This window comes from Bacteroides sp. 214 (assembly GCF_010501015.1).
GTDB lineage: Bacteria > Bacteroidota > Bacteroidia > Bacteroidales > Bacteroidaceae > Bacteroides.
Genome location: NZ_QVML01000055.1, coordinates 1 through 321, shown reverse-complemented (window position 1 = coordinate 321; position 321 = coordinate 1). Strand labels below are relative to the sequence as shown.

Here is a 321-nt window from a genome sequence, read left to right as displayed (position 1 = left end):
AAAGCCGGTTGTTCTTTTATCCCTGTTAATTAAAAGCATTTTAGTTTCGTTTTTTATGTAAATGATTATCTTTGTCCATTGAATTAACGCTTCAGCATCATCATCACGAATTTCGCCCGTAAGAGAAGCCGAGAAGTGATTCTGCACAATCTTAGGAAAAACAGCACTCCTGCAGTGGTCAAACCAAAAGGGAAAGCCAGCCACACGCCAACAACTCCCCACTCCAACACAAAAAAGGTGGCGATAACATACAGAAACAAAATGATATAATCTACTATCCGCGCAAAAATACGCTCACCGATACTTGCCGGTACCTGATTG

Annotated in this window: 1 pseudogene; it reads right to left on the bottom strand. The window is 40.8% G+C overall.

Annotated features, from left to right (window positions below):
- Positions 1-83 precede the first annotated feature (83 nt).
- Positions 84-321: pseudogene (locus tag D0T50_RS13650) on the bottom strand (hypothetical protein); the annotation flags it as partial.